Origin of the sequence: Klebsiella ornithinolytica NBRC 105727 = ATCC 31898, from assembly GCF_001598295.1 — a bacterium.
In the GTDB taxonomy this organism is placed as follows: Bacteria; Pseudomonadota; Gammaproteobacteria; order Enterobacterales; family Enterobacteriaceae; genus Klebsiella; species Klebsiella ornithinolytica.
On the sequence record NZ_BCYR01000020.1, the window covers coordinates 17,528 to 35,651 of the forward strand.

Below are 18,124 nucleotides of genomic sequence, written 5' to 3' on the forward strand. Positions count from 1 at the left end.
GAGTGACAACATGGGACATCCTTCCGTCTACCCGACCGGCGCCACGCTTTACGATCCGCAGCGCGCATGGAGCGGCTATACCGTTTTTCAGGCCACCGAACGCGGGGCGATTCTGGTCGATATGAATGGCAACGTGGTCCGTGAATGGCCCGAGCTGCACGGCTTTCCGAATAAGATCCTGCCCGGCGGGACGATTCTGGGCCACAGCGGCGAACGCGATCCCCGTTACGGTATGCAGGATATGCTCGACCTGATTCAGGTGGACTGGGAAGGCAATATCACCTGGAAATTTGACCGCTATGAGCAGGTGAGCGACCCGGGTCAGACACCGCGCTGGATGGCGCGCGCGCACCATGATTATCAGCGCGCCGGGAATCCGGTGGGCTATTACGCTCCGGGGCTGGAGCCGCAGGTTGACGGCGGCAACACCTTGATTCTGGCCCACACCAACCTGGTGAACGAAGAGATTTCCGACAAGCTGCTGCTCGATGACACCATCATTGAGGTCGACTGGCAGGGCAATGTGGTGTGGGAATGGCGCTGCAGCGATCATTTCCACGAGCTGGGTTTTGACGACGCGGCGCGTGCGGCGCTGCGTAATAACCCCAATATGCGCGCCAGCGGCGGCGGGATGGGGGACTGGATGCACATCAACTCCATGTCGACGCTGGGACCGAACAAATGGTATGACGCCGGCGACGCGCGTTTCCATCCTGACAACATTATCTGGGACGCGCGCGAATCCAACATTATCGCCATTATCGATAAACAGAGCGGCAAGATCGTCTGGCAGCTCGGCCCGGACTACAGCAAACCGGAGCTGAAGCACATCAGCTGGATTATCGGCCAGCACCATGCGCATATGATCCCCCAGGGACTGCCGGGGGCGGGCAATATTCTGATCTTCGATAACGGCGGCTGGGCCGGGTACGGCGCCCCCAATCCGGCGTCGGCGGACGGGGTGAAAAATGCCTGGCGCGACTATTCGCGGATCCTTGAGATCAACCCGGTGACGCTCGATATCGAATGGCGCTACTCGCCGTATGAGGCGGATCTCCCGCAGCCAACCGACTCGTATCGGTTCTATAGCCCGTATATCAGCAATATGCAGCGCCTGGAAAACGGCAATACCCTCATCAACGAAGGTTCCAACGGCCGCATTTTTGAAGTGACCCGCGACCATGAAATTGTCTGGGAATATATTTCGCCATTCTGGGGCAAGACGTTGAATAACAATATGGTTTACCGCGCCTACCGTATTCCGTATGCCTGGATCCCGCAGCTGGCGCAACCGTCCGAAGTCCCGATTGCGGCGGTTGACGTGCGGACTTTACGCCAGCCCGGTGCAGCGGCGGCAGGTCCGGCGCAGAGCGTGGTGCGCGTCGCCGGCGTGCAGCCCTACAGTAAAAGCGCCGATGCGCTGTGTGTGGCGACCGATAACGATACCCTGCGTCGCAGCCCGAAACTGTTCCGCGTCGCGGAGAGCCGGTTCACACCGCTGAGCGCGGAAAGCGAGCTGCATAGTGCGTCTGCGCTGCTGTTGTTCGTCGGCGCCGAACGCTGCGTCCACTGCCGTAAGCTGTGGCAGCTGCTGGGTCATGCGAACCTCGCAAGCCACCTGGCGGCGCTGGAGACACGCTATCTGGATGCCGATCGCCATCAGGAACTGGCGACAGCGCTGGGGGTTCGTGGTTTACCTGCGCTGCTGATGGTGAAATCGGGTCAACCGACGGCGCGGGCCCCGGCGGATCTCTCCGTGGCGAGCCTGCTGGACTGGCTGCAGAGCGCGGTGCGGTAACGCCGACTGGAAAGGGCGGCGGCGTCAGACCGGGCCGCCGTTCATCTGGCGGACAAACGCGGTGGGCGCCTGGCCAATCGTTTTACGAAACATGCTGGTAAAGGCCGCCGGGTGTTCATATCCCAGGCTGAGCGCCACGTCGGTGATCGTTCTGCCTTCTCGCAGCGCCGTCAGGGCGTACATCAGGCAGGCCTGCTGGCGCCAGTCGCGAAATGCCATGCCGGTCTGCTGGCGAAACAGGCGATGAAAAGTCCGGGCGCTTTTATTCAGCCTGGCGGCCCACTGTTCCGGGGTGCTGTGAATATCCGGCTGGCGCAGAAAGTCGCTGCACAGCGCAACCAGCGGCGCGCTCTGCGGCAGGGGGGTAAACATCGGCAGCGGAGTGGCGGCCTTCAACTCATGCAAAACCAGTTCGATTAACGCGCCATCGTGTCCGTCTTCGTGGTAAAGCAGCGGTAGCTGGCAGGCGCTCAGCAGCAGCTGATGCAACAGGGGAGAGACCTGCAGCACCTCGCAGCGTTCTCCGGCACGCGGCGCCGCATCCGGTTCGATGTACAGGCTGTGGGTGCTGACTCCCGGCATCAGCACCCGGTGCGGGCGGGTAGCCGGGATCCACACGCCGCTGTAGGGCGGAACCAGCCACTGCCCGTCATCCGTTTCCACCTTCATCATCCCGTTCATGGCATAGAGAAACTGCGCCCGGCGATGGCTGTGGCGCGCCAGCTGCGTATTGGCCGGGTAATCGCTACCCAGCGCCAGCACCCGGCGCGGGAGGTCATCGACATCGTTCACCGCAATATTGCGCATGACGCATCCTTCTGGCTGAAAATCGTAAGATGATGGCTTTTAATCGTAAGTCAGCCATGTCGTTATTCTATATCGTGATGACTCTGAATGGAGGAGAATCGAATGATGTGCTGGCTTTTTATCTGCGGTGTAGCGTGTGGCGTCACGACCTGGCTGTTTGGTTTTGGCGGCGGTTTTGTCACCGTGCCGCTGATCTCTCTTCTGGTGACCGCGGCGTGGGGCGCGCAGAGCGATGTCGGCGGGCAGGCGATGCATATTGCGGTGGCCACCTCTGCGCTGGTGATGCTCTGCGCGGCGCTGCTGGCAACCTGGCGTCATCTTCGCAGTGGAACGCTGTGCTGGCGTCCTCTGCGGATGATGTTCGTGGGCATTGCCCTCGGGGGGATCGCCGGGGCGTTGCTGGCGCTCTCGGCGAACGGGCGGTGGATTCGCTGGCTGTTCGTCAGCTATCTGCTGGTGACCATTCTCGACTGCTATTTTCGTCCGGGTTTTATGGCCCCTGGCGTCCGACGTTCTGCGCCGGTTGCCGTGCGCGAGCTGACGACGGGAGGCGTAATTGGCCTGATTGCGTCGTTTCTTGGCGTCGGTGGCAGCGTCATGACCGTTCCGTTGATGCGTCGTCGTGGCGCGACGATGCCGGAAGCGGCGGCAACGGCCAATGTGCTGACGCTGCCGCTGTCGGCGAGCGCTACCGCCACGTGGGTGGCGATGACCGGCGTATCGCCCACAGGGCTGCCGGCAGGATTTTTGGGGCATATCTGGCTGTCGGCCGCGGCATTGCTGGTCGCCGGCAGCTGGCTGGGACTGCGTTTAGCCGCCCGTTGGCTGACACGTCTGCCGGATCGCTGGCACGCGCGGATTTACCCGCTGTTGCTGATAGCGGTACTGCTGGTGATGAGCCTTCAGGGATAGTCGTTGGGCGACATTTATGTCGTCATGGTTCGCGGCATATCGCCACCGATCCGCTAATCTGACCCGTTTTTCCTCTCTTTTTGCTACCCTTTGTCCGGTGCGCAGGCGAGTCATTCTCCTGTCATCTTCGTTAAGCATGCTCTGGCGAGCCAATTTTGCTGATTAGGGAAAATGAACAATGTCCAAAAATCTGACGATTTTCGATCTGGATAATACCTTGATTAAGGGCGACAGCAGCACGGTATGGAGCCGGTTCCTGGTGCGGGAAGGGTGGGTGAGCGATCCGGCGTATCTGGCGCGGGAGGCGATGCTGATGGACGATTACGATCGCGGTGAAATGAATATCGCCGACTACGTCGCCTTAATCCAGGCGCCGCTCATTGGCGTGCCGAAGGCGGAGGTCGATGCGCTGGTGGCTCGCTGCGTGCAGCAGGATATTATGCCGCGCGTCTATCCGCAGGCGTGGGATCTGCTGCAAACCCTGCGTGCGCAGGGCGAACAGATGCTGGTGATTTCGGCCTCGGTTAGCCTGTTGGTGCAGGCGGTGGCCTCGGCGTTGGGGATTGAGCAGGCGTTAGGTATCGACGTGGAGATGGCCGACGGCGGCTATAGCGGAGTGATTGCCGGTACGCCAAGCTACCAGCAGGGAAAAGTGGTGCGGCTGGCGGCATGGCAGAAAACCTGGCCGCACGAGAGCGGCGAGGTGACCTTCTATACCGATTCGATCAATGACCTGCCGCTGTGTCTGCATGCAGACCATGTCCGACTGGTTAACCCGTGTCCGCAGCTGACGGCGGTGAATGCCAGCTACAACTGGCCGGTGCTGGCGTGGAGCCTTTGAGCCCGATTTTTACCGGGCCCCCGGCATCATCCCTGCCGGCTCTGCTGCCCCGGTAGCCGGGGAGGCAGGTTACTCCGCTTTGAACAAGGGCACCACGTTGCCGCCAATATAGCGGCGGCGTAGCCACGCCGAGAGCGTGTCCATCGCCATGACCACGACGACCAGCAGCAGGGTGATAAACATCACCACGTCCCAGTTCCACAGCCGCATGTTTTCCGCATAAATCAGGCCGATACCGCCGGCGCCGACGAAGCCTAACACCGCGGCGGAGCGGGTATTCGACTCAATCTGATACAGGCTCAGCGCCAGAAATGTCGGGAAAGACTGGGTAAAAATGCCAAAGCGATGCTTCTGCAAGCCGTTTGCGCCCACGGCGGTTAGTCCGCGCCCCGGTGAGCGGTCAACCGCCTCATGTCCTTCCGCATACAGCCGCCCGAGCAGTCCGGTATCCTGCATAATAATTGCCAGCACCCCGGCCAGCGGCCCAAGGCCCACGGCGCGGACAAAAATCAGCCCCCAGATAGCCATATCAATACCGCGCAGCACGTCAAACAGGCGGCGCATCAGCAGGGCGATAAATCCGGGAATCAACCCGCGCATAATGTTACGTGCCGCGAGGAAAGAGAGCAGCAGCGCAATCACCGTTGCGGTCAGGGTCCCGACGAAGACAATCGCCAGAGTGATGCCGATTTGCGTGAAGTAGTAGGCAAACGGCCAGTTGAAAAAGTCGTGCCAGACAAACATCCGCAGCAGATAGCGGCTAATTTGCTGCAGACCGGTGGTGAGCTGCTCGCCGCTGATGCCAAACTGGGTAAAAAACCAGACGTAGTAAAGTAAGCTTGCCAGCGTCAGCAGAGCGACGAAACGCAAATAGCGCCCCTGGGCTTGATACAGTTGACGATGCTGCCGACGGCTGGCGGCGACATCCGGTTGGCTTTGCCATTGACTCATTTTTTGCCCTCAAGAACCCACTGCCGCAGGCGGCCGGACAGCATATCCAGCAGCGACACCACGATGATGATCAGCAGCAGCGTGATGCTGACCTGATCGTAACGATCCAGCTTGATGTTGGTCATCAGCTCCTGACCGATCCCGCCGGCGCCCACCAGCCCAAGAATGGTTGACGAGCGAAAGTTAATCTCCAGACGCATAAAGCCGTAGGAGAGAAAAATCGGTTTGACCTGCGGCCACAGCGCGAAGCGAATGCGCTGGATCGGTGAAGCCCCGCAGGCCATCAGGCCGCGTACCGGTTTGTCCTGTGCGCTTTCCACCGCTTCGTAAAACAGCTTGGTCAGGCTGCCGATGGTGTGCAGCATCAGGGCCAGAAATCCGGGAATGGCGCCGATGCCGAAGGCCATCACGAAAATCACCGCCCACGCCAGCTCCGGCATGGTGCGTAAAAATGCCACCACAACGCGGATAGCAAAACGCAGCGGCGGCGGTGACCAGGCGTTATTGGCGGCGAGGAACGCCAGCAGAGTGGCAATGACCACCGCAATCAGAGTGGAAGCCAGCGCCAGCTGTAATGTTTCCCAGATCAGCGGTAGCTGAATCGGCAGACGATAGCCCCAGTAGGCCAGCGAGCCTTTGGTGTGGACATCGGCGAACAGAGCGCTGACGTGCAGCGTCGGCAGCGTCTCAAACATGTAATCGAGAAAATTCGGCAGCGAGCGCCAGATGGTGAAGAGATTAAATTCAGCGGCGCTGCCGGCGGCGAAATAAAGCACCAGCAGGAGCAGCGACCAGCTAAAGGTATCGCGCTTTTGTCGCGCGCGTACCTGCTGGTAATAACGTTCAAATTCGGTATTCGGTATATTCATACGTCGATGGGTCTTCAGTATGCCGCCGCCTCACGCGGGCCTACGCGGAGGCGGCGTTGGGGCGGGATTAACGGGCGCTTACCAGCTCGCGTTTCATATCGATAATCTGCTGGAAGTCAGCCACGCTACCCGGGCCGATATGCTGAGTACCGCCCATGGCTTTCACAAAGCAGGCGTGGTCCTCGGTATCCAGCTTTTTGATCGCGCTGATGACTTTGGCTTTAAAGTCAGCCGGCAGCGCGTTGCTGACCAGGATCGGTCCGTTGGGGATCAGCGGCGATTGCCAGATGATACGGATCTGCTTCATCAGATCCGGGTGATCCATACGAATCAGGCGGTTGAAGGCACCGACGCTATAGCCGCTGTTGTAGTCGCCGACCATCGACGTCCAGGTGACCGCACCCGCGAACTGGCCGTTCAGCACGCCCAGGATGTCCTGCTCGTGGCCGCCGGAGAAGGTTACGCTGGAGAAGAAGTTGTTGTATTTGTTATCCGAAGTACCGCCGAATTTCTGTTTGAAGGCATGGTTCGGGATCAAATAGCCGGAAGTGGAGTCCGGATCGGCGAAGCCGAAGGCTTTGCCTTTCAGATCGTCTAACGATTTATACGGGCTGTCGGCTTTGACAACGACCACCGAGTGGTAGCCGCGGGACTGATCTTTATCATCCACGGCGATACCGACAATATCCACCGCTTTCGGGTTATTGATATAAACCGAGGCGTAAGAGGAAGGCGACATACTGAGCACCACGTCGACTTTACCGCCCAGCAGACCCTGAATAACGCCGGAATAGTCAGAGGAGTTGCGTAATTTGGTATCGACGTTCAGCTCTTTGTCGAGAAACTGTTTTACACACTGGTTATCACCAATTTGCTGGGTGGCGTTCTGGCCCCCCAGGATCCCCAGGTTTAACTCTTTCGGCTGCTCCGCAGCACCTGCCTGCCATGCCATCATCATTCCCGCGACCGCGGCGGATATACGAACTGCACCAGTGATGTATTGTTTCATTATCTTGTCCGTGTGAGTGGAAATTAATGCAATTGGCTAATTTCATCCCCGTACAGCTGATGCAGAATATCCTGAGTCAGCAGTAAGGGATGGTCGTCAAAAATAATGTTGCCCTTCGCTACGCCAATAACCCGCGTGCAATACTCTTTCACCAGTTCCACCGAGTGCAGGTTCACCATCACGCTGATGCCCTGTTCGCTGATTTCGCGCAGTACGTTCATGATGCGCTGTGTGTTTTTCGGATCGAGAGAGGCAACCGGCTCATCGGCCAGCAAAATACCGGGGTTCTGCATTAGCGCGCGACAAATCGCCACGCGCTGCATCTGCCCGCCGGAGAGGTTTTCCGCCCGCTGCAGCGCATGCGGCAGCATGTTCATCCATTCGAGCAGGGAGATGGCCCGCGCCCGGTCGGCATCAGGGAAGATTTTAAACAGGGATTTCAGCGTTGAAGTCTGGCTCAGCCGACCCAGCAGCACGTTGGTTAACACGTCAAGACGCGGCACCAGGCAGAAGTCCTGGAAAATCATGCCGCACTCGCTGCGCCAGGCGTTCAGCGCGCGGCCTTTTAGCTTCGCCACATCGTGCGGCATGCCCACTTCCGGGTAGCTGAGGATTTCACCGCCGGTGGCGCTGTGGGTGCCGTTCAGCACATGCAGCAGGGTCGACTTACCGGCACCAGAGCGGCCGATCACGCCCACCAGTTCGCCGGCATGCAGATCAAAACTGATGTTATCGAGTACGGGTTGCTGCGCGCTGTAAGACTTATTCAGGTTGCGCACGCTTAAGACTTTCCGCTGCCGGGCGGTATTCGGCTGACCAAAATGCGGATAATCGGTGTCGGTTACCGCGGCAAGAGAACTATTCATAAGAGCGTCCAGATTCATCATTAAACTGGGCACTATTAATGGCGTTTTATGTGATCGTTATATGACGGTAAGACGAAAAAACAGTGAACGGTGCGGTTATTGCGCGAGCGATGTTGCGCTATCTGCCCGGGAGAGAAGCCAGACCGGCGGCGCACGAATGCGCCGCCGTGTCTTATCCGCGGGCGTAACGCCTGTCGCCGTTGCGCCGGATATAACGACGGTTAGCCAGCAGGCTCAGGCCGCAGCACAGCAGGTAATAGACCGCACCGGTGAAGACAAAAATCGCCAGCGGGTAGATCTGCACCCGGTTATTGACCTGGCCGGCAACGGTGGTGAGTTCCGGCACGTTAACAATAAACGCCAGCGACGTGTCTTTCAGCAGGTTGATAAAAATCCCCACCAGTGAAGGCTGAACATTGCGCAGCGCCTGCGGCAGCAGGATTAAACGCAGCGCTTGTCCGGCAGAAAATCCCTGGGTTCGTGCCGCTTCAAACTGTCCGGCGGACAATGACTGCAGCCCCGCCAGCACCGAATGCATCACCGAGGCGGCGGTAAACCACGCCAGCGCCAGGGTGACCGTTACCGCCCCCGGCAGGTCGCTCCCGGTCAGCATCGGCAGCAGATACCAGAGCCAAAAAATGACGAAAATAAGCGGAATGCCGCGAATCAGCTCGGCCCACAGGAACAGTAGTCGGCGCACCAGCCCGCCATAGCGCCAGGCGGCGCCTGCCAGCAGAATGCCGAGAGGAAGCGCCAGCGCCGCGGCGCCGATCGCCATCATCAGCGTCAGCGCCACGCCGCCGGGAATGCCGTCCGCCAGCCGTCCCCACAGCAGGTAATCGAGGTTATCGGCGATGACCGCCAGATTAGCGTTCATGCTGTGCGCTCCTGTGCTGCGTGGCGCCCGGACCCAGACGCGCCAGCGCCATCCCCATCACCACCCCAAGCACCAGATACAGCGCCGTGCCGACGGCGAAGGCCTCCAGCGCATGGGCGTTATAGCTTTCGATTTGCCGCACCTGATAGGTCAGTTCGGCAAAGCCGATGCCGCTGGCCAGCGACGAGAGCTTCATCAGGTTCAGATACTGGCCGATAATCGGTTGCCAGGCGTTCGCCAGTCCCTGCGGCAGCAGAATATGACGCAGTTCGCCCCACGGTGTAAAACCTTGCGCAAGAGCGGCTTCCCGCTGACCGTGACTGACGGCACGCAGCCCGGAGGCGATCTCTTCCACCAGAAATGCCGAGGTGAATACTCCCAGCCCCCACATCGAGCAGAGAAACTCCGGGGTCAGCCACCAGACGTTACCCGGCAGAATGGACCAGGCGTGGTCGGCATTGATGAAATCCCGCGCCGTCAGCGGCAGCAGGTTCCAGGCAGCGAAATACCAGAACAGCAGCTGTACCAGCAGCGGCGTATTGCGAAACAGCGAGACCCAGCAGGCTACCAGGCCGCGTCCGGCGCGGCCGCCGCCTAAGCGCAGCGCCAGCAGCAGTACCGCCAGGACGGTAGCCAGGATCATCCCGGCGAGGCTGACCCACACGGTGGTCAGAAAGCCGGAGATGATCCACTGCAGCGGCTGCCCGCTCAGCACGCCGTGCCAGTCGAGAACCGGGTTCACTCGAGACTCTCCTGGTGCAGCGGATTGAGCACCTTTTGCAGAAAACGCCGCGTGCGGGCGTGCTGTGGCCGGGCGAAAAAGTCCGCCGGCGGCGCCACTTCGAGAATATCGCCGCCGTCGATAAACACCACCCGGTCGGCAATTTCGCGAGCAAACTGCATCTCATGCGTCACGACCACCATGGTAATGCCGCTGTGCGCCAGCTTCTTCATGACCAGCAACACTTCGCCGATCATTTCCGGATCGAGCGCCGAGGTGGGCTCATCGAAAAGAATAATTTGCGGCGACGAGGCGAGGGCGCGGGCAATGGCCACGCGCTGCTGCTGGCCGCCGGAGAGCTGGGCCGGCATCTGGCGGGCTTTATCCTCCAGCCCGACCTGTTGCAGCAGCGCCAGCGCGCGTTCGCGCGCGGCGGCTTTTTCCCAGCCGTGCACGCGCTCCAGCGCCAGGGTGATATTTTCCTGCGCCGTCAGATGGGCATAGAGGTTGAACTGCTGGAAAACAAAGCCCACGCGGCTGCGTAGCTGACGCAGCGCGCTGTCGGTGAGGTGGCGAGTGGGTTTTCCGTCGATCAGAATCTCGCCTCCGCTGAGGGATTCGAGCTGATTGATCAGACGGATCAACGTTGATTTTCCAGATCCTGATGGCCCGAGGATCGCGACTACTTCCCCGGGTTCTACCTGCAGATTGATGCCGTTGAGTACCTGATGGTCGCCGTAGCGTTTTGCCGCCTGGCGAAATTCAATACTGGCGCGCTGCAAATGCGAAAAATCCGCGGACGAAGCCGCGGAGCGTGAAAACAGACCCGATAACATATTATTTAGCTTCTATGGTAAACGCACGCGGCTGTGGAGTTTTGGTGGCAGGGCCAAACCAGACATCATAGATTTTGGCGGCCTGGCCCGATTTTTCCAGATTGACCAGCTCGTCGTTGACCGCTTTCAGCAGCGCCGGTTCGCCTTTCTTGACGCCAACGCCGATCTCCTCTTTGCTCAGCAAATCGGGGATGATTTTAAAGTTAGCTTTGTCCGGCGCCTCTGCCAGCAGGCCAGCGAGAATGGTGCTGTCCTGGGTGATGGCCTGGACGTTGCCGTTACGCAGGGCGGTCAGCGCCAGCGGAATATCGTCATAGGAGAGCACGCGAGACTGCGGGAAACGCTGATGCAGCGCCTGTTCGCCGGTGGTGCCTTTAACCGCGCCGATCCGTGCTTTGCTATAGCTGTCGAGCCGATCGGCAGATTTGACCGGCACGAGGAACTGCTGGCCGGTAACAAAATACGGGGTCGAAAAATCAATGACCTGCGCACGTTCCGGCGTGATGGTAATGTCGGCGACGATCAGGTCGGCCTTCCCGGATTGCAGCAGCGGGATCCGGTTGGCCGGGTTGGTGGCGACCAGCTCCAGTTTTACCCCAAGCGATTTTGCCAACGCCTGGGCGAAATCGACGTCATAGCCCACCAGCTGGTGAGTTTTGGGGTCGACCGAGCCAAACGGCGGGTTGGCGTCGAAGGTGGCGACTTTCACCACGCCGGCGGCTTTAATATCCGCCAGCTGGTCTGCCTGAACCTGTGCGGTCAGCGCCAGAACACCCAGCGCCAGCGCGATTTTCGTTTTTGCAATGCGCATGATTATTTCCCCTGAATCCCTGTTTTTGTTTTGTGCTTATCACGCTCCCACAAACCGACCGTCTCCGGCAAAGAAGAAAAAGTTCTTATCTATAGCAAAAAAGAACTTAGAGAGCGCATGGGTATTTGCCGATGTGACCGGCGGGACGATATGCGTCTTCCGGGATTGAAAACCCGGAATTGATATTTCCAGGCTCGGGTCATCTGTGGTTGAAATACGGTCAGGCAAATCGCTTCCCGACGGAGGAAAAATGAAAGTAGCTCTATGGCAACGATTAACGCGCTGGCTGGCTTTTTTATCTAACGGTGAAGCCGGGCAGCAGGATACCCAACGAATGATGGAGGCAATATTGCCGGTCGCCAGCCTTTACGGCGTGGATATCGGCAATGTTGAAACACGGTGGTTCCGTCATGATAAGACATACTGAGCGACGCTGGACGCGTGAAGCCTACTGGAACGAGGTGTGCTTTGTGTAGCGCGAGGCTGCTGGAGGTTGCGGCGAGCGGGATGCCATGCCGCAGCCTCCAGCGGCTTTAAATCTGTGCCATCCCCAGCGGCCTTACCTTGCCATGCAGCGCCGGGTTATCGCTCTCATCCTTAAGACGCACGCCGGTCAAACGACGTAAAAAAGCCTGCTCCAGCAGCCACGCCAGCTTAAAGGCGGCGGCATCATAGCTCAGCCCCTCCGGGCGAATATTCGAAATACAGTTACGCTCCGACTCCAGCCGTTGACGATGCGGTTGCCAGGTGAGATAGACGCCAAGGCTATCCGGCGAAGAGAGCCCCGGCCGCTCGCCGATTAATATCGCCACCGCCCTGGCCTTCAGCGTTTCGCCAATATCATCCCCCAGCGCCACCCGGGACTGATGAGCAAGCACGACCGGCGCAAGGCTTATGCCCAGCGTGTGTAGATAGGGCAGCAGCGCGCGGATCAGCGGCAGAGCCTGACGATGCACGGCATACGAGGAGAGCCCGTCGCCAATTACCAGCAGCAGATCCGCCGGGCGCACGCCGCTGGCGGCGAGATCGGCGCGGCTGGCCTCATCCAGTCGGCGCCCGAGATCCGGACGGTTAAGGTAAATATGCCGATCGCCGGCGGCGCTGCGTACCGTGAGCGAGGAGAGCCCCATTTCCGCCAGCCCCGGTGCCAGCTGTTCGCTGTCAAACGGCCGGCGAATAGCGTCCCGGGCTCTGGCATGAGCCAGACCAAAATTGAGCACTTCGCGCGTGGGCAGGCTGGCGCCGCTGCGCCCCAGCGCAATGCGCGCATCGGTAAATTCACGCAGCGGGTTCCAGGCGTCGGGGGGATTCATACCGGTTCTCCTTGCGGCAGGACGGACAGCAGCGGATGGCGGGCATCGGTCAGACGCAGGGTGCCATCCGGGTCGATAATGCGCATTTTCGTCAGCCAGGCGGCAAACTCCGGGGCGTGTTTCAGGCCGAGTAAGCGACGAGCGTACAGCGCATCGTGAAAGGAGGTGCTCTGATAGTTGAGCATAATATCGTCCGCGCCCGGCACACCGATTAAGAACGTCAGCCCGGCGGTACACAGCAGGGTCAGCAGAGTATCCATATCATCCTGATCCGCTTCGGCGTGGTTGGTATAGCAGACGTCGCAGCCGATCGGCAGCCCCATCAGCTTGCCGCAGAAGTGATCCTCCAGACCGGCGCGGATGATCTGCTTACCGTCGTAGAGATATTCCGGGCCGATAAAACCGACCACCGTATTGACCAGCAGCGGATCAAAATGGCGGGCAACGGCATAGGCGCGCGCTTCGCAGGTCTGCTGATCGACGCCGTGATGCGCATTGGCGGAGAGGGCGCTTCCCTGGCCGGTTTCGAAATACATCACGTTGTTGCCGAGGGTGCCGCGATTCAGGCTTAGCGCCGCCTCACGCGCCTCCTGCAGTAAGGCCAGATTAATACCAAAACCGCTGTTGGCCGCCTCGGTTCCCGCCACCGACTGGAACACCAGATCGACCGGCGCGCCGCGCTCAATCAGCTGCAGGGTGTTGGTGACGTGGGTCAGAATGCAGGACTGAGTGGGGATGGCGAAGCGCTGAATAATATCGTCGAGCATCTGGTTGAGCTGCGCCAGCACCGGCAGGCTGTCGCTTGCCGGGTTAATGCCGATCACCGCATCGCCCGCGCCGTACAGCAGGCCGTCAAGCATGCTGGCGGCGATGCCCTTCATGTCATCCGTCGGGTGATTGGGCTGCAGGCGGACGCTAAGATGACCCGGCAGCCCGATCGTATTGCGAAAACGGGTAATGACCTGGCACTTGCTGGCGGCGAGGATCAGATCCTGATTGCGCATCAGTTTGCTGACTGCCGCCGCCATTTCCGGCGTTATCGCCCGCGCGACCCGTTGCAGGGTGGCGGTATCGGTCGCGTCATCCAGCAACCAGTCGCGAAAATCCCCGACCGTCAGGTGGCGAATAGCGGCGAATCCACTGCTATCGTGGGTGTCGATAATCAGCCGGGTGACCTCATCCTGTTCATATGGGATCGGGGGATTGGCCAGAATCTCGGTCAGCGGGACCTCCGCCAGCGCGATTTTTGCCGCCATTCGCTCTTCGGCGCTTTCGGCGATCACGCCCGCCAGCGCATCGCCGGAGCGCGCCGGAGAGGCCTTCGCCATTAACGTCTTCAGACTATCAAAGCGCCAGACCTGGCCCGATAGCGTTGTTTTATACATGCCGCCTCCTCAGGAGACAATGCGCAGCTGTGGATCCGCCGGCGCACGCTCGCGGGAGGACGCGGTTTTGCGAAACCACAGATAGCCTCCCAGCATCATCGCCGCGAAAATCAGCGCCAGCAGCGGGTTATACCAGACCATCGCCACCAGACAGAGTACCGCCATCGCCAGGGCGAACGCCGGTGCCCACGGGTAGAGCGGCGCGCGGAACGGACGAATCAAATTTGGCTCGCTGCGGCGCAGCTTAAACAGCGCCGCCATCGAGGTGATATACATAACAATAGCGCCAAATACCGACATGGTGACGATACAGGCGGTCAGAGGCATCCCGCTGATGGTAATCAGCGAGTCGGAGAAAATCGCGGCCACGCCAACCACGCCGCCGGCGAGGATTGCCAGATGCGGCGTGCGGGCTCGACGGTTGAGAGTGGCAAGACCGGCAGGGAGATAGCCCGCCCGCGCCAGCGAGTAGATCTGCCGGGAATAGCCCATGATGATGCCGTGAAACGAAGCCACCAGACCGAACAGACCCAGCCACACCAGCATATGCAGCCAGCCGCTGCTGGTGCCGACCACCATTTTCATCGCCTGCGGCAGCGGGTCGTTGATGTTGGCCAGGGTGCGCCAGTCGCCAACGCCGCCGGCAAACACCATCACGCCAAGGGCCAGCACGGTGAGGGTCAGGATCCCGCCGCCCAGCGCGCGTGGGATGGTACGCTGCGGATCTTTTGCCTCTTCGGCCGCCATCGATGCGCCTTCAATGGCCAGAAAGAACCAGATAGCAAAGGGAATCGCGGCAAACATTCCCGGCAGCGCCAGGCCGCTGAAACTCTCTGCGCCTGCCCAGCCGTTGGCGGTAAAGTGGCTCCATGAGAAGCCCGGCGCCACCACGCCCATAAACACCAGCAGTTCGAAAATCGCCAGCAGGGTGACGATCAGCTCAAAGGTGGCGGCAATACCGACGCCGAGAATATTGAGGGTCATAAAGACCACGTAGGCGCCGCAGGCGACCCATTTAGGGTCCAGCGCCGGGAACTGGACGTTAAGATAGGCGCCGATCGCCATGGCAATCGCCGGCGGGGCAAAGACAAACTCAATCAGGGTGGCGAAACCGGCAATAAAACCGCCGGTCGGGCCGAATGCGCGGTAGGCGTAAGCGAAGGGGCCGCCCGCGTGCGGAATGGCGGTGGTCAGCTCGGTAAAGCTAAAGATAAAGGCGCAGTACATGGCGGCAATCGCCAGCGCCACAATCATAAAACCCAAGGTCCCGGCCTGCGACCAGCCGTAGCTCCAGCCAAAATATTCGCCTGAGATGACCAGCCCGACGGCGATCCCCCATAAACGGAAACTGCCGAGCGTTCTTTTTAATGTCGTGGTGTGCCCTGTCATATTCGCTGCCTCGCCAGATGAAGATGAGCAGGACGCTGCAAAGAGGATGCCAGAACAGGGCTGGCGTCTGCGCTTCACCCGGCGGCACAAGATGAACAAAAATGGGGCAAAAGACGGGGCAATCGCGCGACGGGATGGTGCAGCACGCTTTGCATTTTAGCCATCGTCAGGGTATAACAGACCCTCTTTGGATGTTTAGATGTCCATGCGTTTAGAAGGTAATATGCAAACAACACAACAAGAAGGTGGGCAGTTAAAGCGCACCATGAAGACGCGTCATCTGATTATGCTGTCGCTGGGTGGCGTCATTGGCACAGGGTTATTCTTTAATACCGGGTATATCATCTCCACGACCGGCGCGGCGGGTACGCTGCTGGCCTATCTGATCGGCGCGCTGGTGGTCTGGCTGGTGATGCAGTGTCTGGGCGAGCTGTCGGTGGCGATGCCGGAAACCGGTGCTTTTCACGTCTATGCCGCACGCTATCTCGGTCCGGCGACCGGTTATACCGTGGCGTGGCTCTACTGGCTGACCTGGACGGTGGCGCTGGGCTCAAGTTTCACCGCTGCCGGGTTTTGCATGCAGTACTGGTTTCCGCAGGTGCCGGTGTGGATCTGGTGCGTCCTGTTTTGCGCGCTGATCTTTGGCCTTAACGTCATCTCCACACGCTTCTTCGCCGAAGGTGAATTCTGGTTTTCGCTGGTGAAAGTCGTCACCATCATTGCCTTTATTATTCTTGGCGGCGCCGCCATTTTTGGCTTTATTCCTATGCAGGATGGTTCACCGGCGCCGGGTCTGCACAACATCACCGCCGAAGGCTGGTTCCCCCACGGTGGATTGCCGATTCTGATGACCATGGTGGCAGTGAATTTCGCCTTCTCCGGTACTGAGCTTATAGGGATTGCCGCCGGCGAGACGCAAAACCCGCATCAGGTCATCCCGGTCGCTATCCGCACGACTATCGCGCGGCTGATTATCTTTTTTATCGGCACCGTTTTTGTGCTGGCGGCGCTGATCCCGATGCAGCAGGCGGGGGTGGAAAAAAGCCCGTTTGTGCTGGTGTTCGAGAAGGTGGGTATCCCCTATGCGGCGGACATTTTTAACTTTGTGATCCTCACGGCCATTCTCTCGGCGGCCAACTCCGGGCTGTATGCTTCCGGGCGGATGCTGTGGTCGCTGGCGAATGAAAAGACGCTGCCGGCCTGTTTTGCCAAAGTCAACAAGAACGGCGTGCCGCTGATCGCCCTGTCGGTCAGTATGCTGGGCGGCGTACTGGCGCTGTTTTCCAGCGTGGTGGCGCCGGATACGGTCTTTGTTGCGCTGTCGGCTATCTCTGGCTTTGCGGTGGTGGCGGTCTGGCTAAGCATCTGCGCATCGCACTTTATGTTCCGCCGCCGCCACCTCCAGCAGGGGAAAGCGCTGAGCGAACTACACTATCGCGCCCCGTGGTACCCGCTGGTGCCGGTGCTGGGCTTTATTTTGTGTCTGGTGGCCTGCATTGGTCTCGCCTTTGACCCCAGCCAGAGAATTGCGCTGTGGTGCGGGATTCCGTTCGTCGCCCTGTGTTATGGTGCGTACTACCTGACTCGTTCACGGGCATTGACCCAGGAGCCTCAACATGTCGCAGAATAATCCGTTAACCGCCATCCTGGACGCACAGCCCTTTATTTTGCTGGACGGCGCGATGGCGACGGAGCTGGAAGCGCGCGGCTGCAATCTTGCCGACAGCCTGTGGTCGGCGAAAGTGCTGGTCGACAACCCGGAACTTATCCGCGAAGTCCATCTGGATTACTTTCGCGCCGGTGCGCAGGTGGCGATTACCGCCAGCTATCAGGCTACTCCGGCGGGGTTTGCCGCCCGCGGGCTGGATGAAGCGCAGTCGAAGGCGCTGATCGGTAAAAGCGTTGAACTGGCGCGCAAGGCACGGGAAGCGTATCTGGCGGAGAACCCGCAGGCGGGCACGCTGCTGGTTGCCGGTTCAGTCGGGCCGTACGGCGCGTTCCTGGCGGACGGTTCGGAGTATCGTGGCGATTATGTCCGTAGCCACGAAGAGTTTCAGGCGTTCCACCGTCCGCGGGTGGAAGCGCTGCTCGACGCCGGGGCCGATCTGCTGGCCTGTGAAACCATGCCCGGCTTTGCCGAGATTAAGGCGCTGGCTGAGCTGTTGAGTACCTATCCTCGTGCGCGGGCGTGGTTCTCGTTTACCCTGCGTGATGCGCAGCATCTCAGCGACGGGACGCCGCTGCGGGAAGTGATTTCCATACTGGCAAACTACCCGCAGATTGTGGCGCTGGGCATTAACTGTATTGCGCTGGAAGAGACCACCGCGGCGCTGGAGCATCTGCATAGCCTGACGGCGCTGCCGCTGGTGGTCTACCCCAACTCCGGCGAGCATTATGACCCGGTGAGCAAAACCTGGCATCACCACGGCGAAGCGTGTGAAACGCTGGCGGGATATTTACCTCGATGGCTGGCCGCAGGGGCGAAGCTGATTGGCGGCTGTTGCCGGACGACGCCGAAGGATATTGCTGAGCTGAACGCGCAGCGCTGAGTGGGCGCCGGGTGGCGCTGCGCTTACCCGGCCTACAAGGTATCCGAACTCCCATGCGCAGATGGCGCTGCGCTTACCCGGTCTACAAGGTATCCGAACTCCCATGCGCAGGTGGCGCTTTGCTTACCCGACCGGCAAGGTATCCGAACCGTAGGCCGGGTAAGGCGTAAGCCGCCACCCGGCATCCGTC

At 59.9% G+C, this 18,124-nt stretch carries 18 protein-coding genes; 6 read left to right on the top strand and 12 right to left on the bottom strand.

What is annotated here, in order from left to right; all coding sequences use genetic code 11:
- Nucleotides 1-10 precede the first annotated feature (10 nt).
- Nucleotides 11-1,798: an aryl-sulfate sulfotransferase gene (locus ROR01S_RS24025; RefSeq protein WP_064359946.1), complete on the top strand. Its 1,788-nt coding sequence runs from the start codon at nt 11-13 to the stop codon at nt 1,796-1,798.
- A 24-nt stretch (nt 1,799-1,822) separates the two neighbouring features.
- On the opposite strand, the gene ROR01S_RS24030 is transcribed toward ROR01S_RS24025, so the two are convergent.
- Nucleotides 1,823-2,605, bottom strand: a complete 783-nt coding sequence (locus tag ROR01S_RS24030) for an AraC family transcriptional regulator (RefSeq protein ID WP_004858362.1) — start codon at nt 2,603-2,605, stop codon at nt 1,823-1,825.
- Nucleotides 2,606-2,707: 102 nt separating this feature from the next.
- Between ROR01S_RS24030 and ROR01S_RS24035 the strand changes: the two genes are divergently transcribed.
- Nucleotides 2,708-3,517, top strand: a complete 810-nt coding sequence (locus ROR01S_RS24035) for a sulfite exporter TauE/SafE family protein (protein WP_064359947.1) — start codon at nt 2,708-2,710, stop codon at nt 3,515-3,517.
- A gap of 178 nt (nt 3,518-3,695) precedes the next feature.
- Nucleotides 3,696-4,358: an HAD family hydrolase gene (locus tag ROR01S_RS24040; RefSeq protein WP_004858368.1), complete on the top strand. Its 663-nt coding sequence runs from the start codon at nt 3,696-3,698 to the stop codon at nt 4,356-4,358.
- 69 nt (nt 4,359-4,427) lie between these two features.
- Here ROR01S_RS24040 and phnE (ROR01S_RS24045) read toward each other — a convergent pair whose 3' ends face one another.
- The 8 genes from phnE (ROR01S_RS24045) to ROR01S_RS24080 form a co-directional block, all read right to left on the bottom strand.
- Nucleotides 4,428-5,309, bottom strand: coding sequence for a phosphonate ABC transporter, permease protein PhnE (phnE, locus tag ROR01S_RS24045; RefSeq protein WP_004858372.1), 882 nt, complete (start codon nt 5,307-5,309; stop codon nt 4,428-4,430).
- On the bottom strand, nt 5,306-6,178 hold the full coding sequence (gene phnE, locus ROR01S_RS24050) for a phosphonate ABC transporter, permease protein PhnE (protein WP_004858375.1): 873 nt from the start codon (nt 6,176-6,178) through the stop codon (nt 5,306-5,308). Before phnE (ROR01S_RS24050) ends, phnE (ROR01S_RS24045) begins: the two co-directional genes overlap by 4 nt.
- Nucleotides 6,179-6,245: 67 nt before the next feature.
- A complete protein-coding gene (gene phnD, locus ROR01S_RS24055; protein WP_004858378.1) occupies nt 6,246-7,187 on the bottom strand; it encodes a phosphonate ABC transporter substrate-binding protein in 942 nt (313 codons plus the stop codon).
- A 23-nt stretch (nt 7,188-7,210) separates the two neighbouring features.
- Nucleotides 7,211-8,053 carry a phosphonate ABC transporter ATP-binding protein gene (gene phnC / locus ROR01S_RS24060; protein ID WP_004858380.1) on the bottom strand — a complete coding sequence of 281 codons (843 nt, stop codon included), beginning with the start codon at nt 8,051-8,053 and terminating at the stop codon, nt 7,211-7,213.
- A gap of 172 nt (nt 8,054-8,225) precedes the next feature.
- Nucleotides 8,226-8,930: an amino acid ABC transporter permease gene (locus ROR01S_RS24065; RefSeq protein WP_004858383.1), complete on the bottom strand. Its 705-nt coding sequence runs from the start codon at nt 8,928-8,930 to the stop codon at nt 8,226-8,228.
- Nucleotides 8,920-9,672, bottom strand: a complete 753-nt coding sequence (locus tag ROR01S_RS24070) for an amino acid ABC transporter permease (RefSeq protein ID WP_004858385.1) — start codon at nt 9,670-9,672, stop codon at nt 8,920-8,922. Before ROR01S_RS24070 ends, ROR01S_RS24065 begins: the two co-directional genes overlap by 11 nt.
- Nucleotides 9,669-10,487 (bottom strand): amino acid ABC transporter ATP-binding protein, encoded by an 819-nt coding sequence (locus ROR01S_RS24075; protein WP_064357462.1) that lies wholly within the window; start codon nt 10,485-10,487, stop codon nt 9,669-9,671. Before ROR01S_RS24075 ends, ROR01S_RS24070 begins: the two co-directional genes overlap by 4 nt.
- A 1-nt stretch (nt 10,488) precedes the next feature.
- Nucleotides 10,489-11,298, bottom strand: coding sequence for an ABC transporter substrate-binding protein (locus ROR01S_RS24080; RefSeq protein WP_004858392.1), 810 nt, complete (start codon nt 11,296-11,298; stop codon nt 10,489-10,491).
- A 250-nt stretch (nt 11,299-11,548) separates the two neighbouring features.
- Here ROR01S_RS24080 and ROR01S_RS27355 point away from each other — a divergent pair, with 250 nt between their 5' ends.
- The gene (locus ROR01S_RS27355) at nt 11,549-11,725 is read left to right on the top strand and encodes a hypothetical protein (protein WP_015585065.1); all 177 of its coding nucleotides are present in this window, start codon (nt 11,549-11,551) and stop codon (nt 11,723-11,725) included.
- A 106-nt stretch (nt 11,726-11,831) separates the two neighbouring features.
- Here ROR01S_RS27355 and eutC read toward each other — a convergent pair whose 3' ends face one another.
- The 3 genes from eutC to eat are packed head-to-tail and all read right to left on the bottom strand — an operon-like array spanning nt 11,832 to nt 15,385.
- Entirely contained in the window at nt 11,832-12,611 is a 780-nt protein-coding gene (eutC, locus tag ROR01S_RS24085; protein ID WP_064359948.1) for an ethanolamine ammonia-lyase subunit EutC, read from the bottom strand.
- Nucleotides 12,608-13,996 carry an ethanolamine ammonia-lyase subunit EutB gene (locus ROR01S_RS24090; RefSeq protein WP_004858401.1) on the bottom strand — a complete coding sequence of 463 codons (1,389 nt, stop codon included), beginning with the start codon at nt 13,994-13,996 and terminating at the stop codon, nt 12,608-12,610. The genes eutC and ROR01S_RS24090 overlap by 4 nt, the downstream gene beginning before the upstream one ends.
- A 9-nt stretch (nt 13,997-14,005) precedes the next feature.
- Complete coding sequence (eat, locus tag ROR01S_RS24095; protein ID WP_064359949.1) at nt 14,006-15,385, bottom strand: ethanolamine permease; 1,380 nt, start codon at nt 15,383-15,385, stop codon at nt 14,006-14,008.
- 223 nt (nt 15,386-15,608) lie between these two features.
- On the opposite strand from eat, the gene mmuP reads away from it, so the two are divergent.
- The gene (gene mmuP, locus ROR01S_RS24100) at nt 15,609-17,015 is read left to right on the top strand and encodes an S-methylmethionine permease (protein WP_004858407.1); all 1,407 of its coding nucleotides are present in this window, start codon (nt 15,609-15,611) and stop codon (nt 17,013-17,015) included.
- On the top strand, nt 17,002-17,934 hold the full coding sequence (gene mmuM, locus ROR01S_RS24105; RefSeq protein ID WP_004858411.1) for a homocysteine S-methyltransferase: 933 nt from the start codon (nt 17,002-17,004) through the stop codon (nt 17,932-17,934). Before mmuP ends, mmuM begins: the two co-directional genes overlap by 14 nt.
- Nucleotides 17,935-18,124 lie beyond the last annotated feature (190 nt).

Excerpts from the sequence above, each read along its gene's own strand:
- ROR01S_RS24025 (WP_064359946.1), top strand. The coding sequence starts at position 11 with ATGGGACATCCTTCCGTCTACCCGACCGGCGCCACGCTTTACGATCCG.
- ROR01S_RS24030 (WP_004858362.1), bottom strand. The coding sequence starts at position 2,605 with ATGCGCAATATTGCGGTGAACGATGTCGATGACCTCCCGCGCCGGGTG.
- ROR01S_RS24035 (WP_064359947.1), top strand. The coding sequence starts at position 2,708 with ATGATGTGCTGGCTTTTTATCTGCGGTGTAGCGTGTGGCGTCACGACC.
- ROR01S_RS24040 (WP_004858368.1), top strand. The coding sequence starts at position 3,696 with ATGTCCAAAAATCTGACGATTTTCGATCTGGATAATACCTTGATTAAG.
- phnE (WP_004858372.1), bottom strand. The coding sequence starts at position 5,309 with ATGAGTCAATGGCAAAGCCAACCGGATGTCGCCGCCAGCCGTCGGCAG.
- phnE (WP_004858375.1), bottom strand. The coding sequence starts at position 6,178 with ATGAATATACCGAATACCGAATTTGAACGTTATTACCAGCAGGTACGC.
- phnD (WP_004858378.1), bottom strand. The coding sequence starts at position 7,187 with ATGAAACAATACATCACTGGTGCAGTTCGTATATCCGCCGCGGTCGCG.
- phnC (WP_004858380.1), bottom strand. The coding sequence starts at position 8,053 with ATGAATAGTTCTCTTGCCGCGGTAACCGACACCGATTATCCGCATTTT.
- ROR01S_RS24065 (WP_004858383.1), bottom strand. The coding sequence starts at position 8,930 with ATGAACGCTAATCTGGCGGTCATCGCCGATAACCTCGATTACCTGCTG.
- ROR01S_RS24075 (WP_064357462.1), bottom strand. The coding sequence starts at position 10,487 with ATGTTATCGGGTCTGTTTTCACGCTCCGCGGCTTCGTCCGCGGATTTT.
- ROR01S_RS24080 (WP_004858392.1), bottom strand. The coding sequence starts at position 11,298 with ATGCGCATTGCAAAAACGAAAATCGCGCTGGCGCTGGGTGTTCTGGCG.
- ROR01S_RS27355 (WP_015585065.1), top strand. The coding sequence starts at position 11,549 with ATGAAAGTAGCTCTATGGCAACGATTAACGCGCTGGCTGGCTTTTTTA.
- eutC (WP_064359948.1), bottom strand. The coding sequence starts at position 12,611 with ATGAATCCCCCCGACGCCTGGAACCCGCTGCGTGAATTTACCGATGCG.
- ROR01S_RS24090 (WP_004858401.1), bottom strand. The coding sequence starts at position 13,996 with ATGTATAAAACAACGCTATCGGGCCAGGTCTGGCGCTTTGATAGTCTG.
- eat (WP_064359949.1), bottom strand. The coding sequence starts at position 15,385 with ATGACAGGGCACACCACGACATTAAAAAGAACGCTCGGCAGTTTCCGT.
- mmuP (WP_004858407.1), top strand. The coding sequence starts at position 15,609 with ATGCAAACAACACAACAAGAAGGTGGGCAGTTAAAGCGCACCATGAAG.
- mmuM (WP_004858411.1), top strand. The coding sequence starts at position 17,002 with ATGTCGCAGAATAATCCGTTAACCGCCATCCTGGACGCACAGCCCTTT.